The sequence below is a fragment of the Roseateles sp. P5_B10 genome (genome assembly GCF_056400485.1).
Genome location: NZ_JBFULE010001377.1, coordinates 1 through 847, shown reverse-complemented (window position 1 = coordinate 847; position 847 = coordinate 1). Strand labels below are relative to the sequence as shown.

At 66.5% G+C, this 847-nt stretch carries 2 protein-coding genes; one reads left to right on the top strand and one right to left on the bottom strand.

The annotated features are described in order from the left end of the window. Positions 1-258: hypothetical protein (locus AC1DU6_RS33450; protein WP_477862645.1), on the bottom strand; the 258-nt coding region annotated here is incomplete at its 3' end. Between the two features lie 160 nt (positions 259-418). Here AC1DU6_RS33450 and AC1DU6_RS33445 point away from each other — a divergent pair. Further along, positions 419-847, top strand: a 429-nt coding sequence (locus AC1DU6_RS33445; protein ID WP_477862643.1) for a copper chaperone PCu(A)C, incomplete at its 3' end; no start/stop codon positions are given.

The window sequence follows — 847 nt, the reverse complement described above, 5'->3', positions numbered from 1 at the left end:
CATGTAGGCAGCCGTATTGACGACCCCATCGAGCTGCACGAAGGCCACGCCGAGCGGCGACGGTGCATTGCCGAAGTAGCTGAAGTTGGCGTCGTTGGACAGCCCCAGCACATTGGTGAAGGTCACGCCGTCGGCAGCGTAGGTGTTGGCCACCTCGTCGCCATAGGACCAGTTCTTTTCAAAGTCCACGGACAGCGGAGCGGCCGCGAAAGCCGGCGAGGCCAGGCCAAGGGCCAGGGCGAGAGTGGCGAGCTTCATTGAAAACTCCAGAGCTTGAAGGTTGAGGCGGCAAATGGAAGAACGCCGCTGCGTTTGAATCGGGCCGGAGTGTGGTGGTCAAAGACGACAGGCGCGTGACGCCCGAGAGTCATCGGCTTCGTCACAGCGCCGTCACCTGCGCCTGCGATGGTTGCCGCCCATGCCCGCCTCTCCCCTGCCCCGCCGCCGACTGCTGCTCGCCGCCAGCGCTGCCTACCTGGGCTTGGCCCGCCCGGCACGGGCCTGCGAGTTCTTCAGCAGCCATCTGCGCATCTGGCACCCCTGGACTCGCACCGCCCGCGTCGACGCCGACACGGCTGTGCTGTGCATGCGCTTCGATGAGGTGCAGCGCGCGGATCGCTTGATCGGCGTCGAAACCCCGGTGGCTGCTGGAGCACGCCTGGCCGGGCCCGGCRCACCCGCCAAGGCGCAAGACTTGTCCCTGCCGATCCAACCAGGCCAGACGCTGGAGCTGACCGAGGACGGCCTGCACATCGAGCTGCTCGATCTGCAGCAGCCGCTGCAGATCGGCCGCAGCTATCCCCTGCGTCTCATCTTCGAGTTCGCCGAGCCCGTCAACGCCACGCTC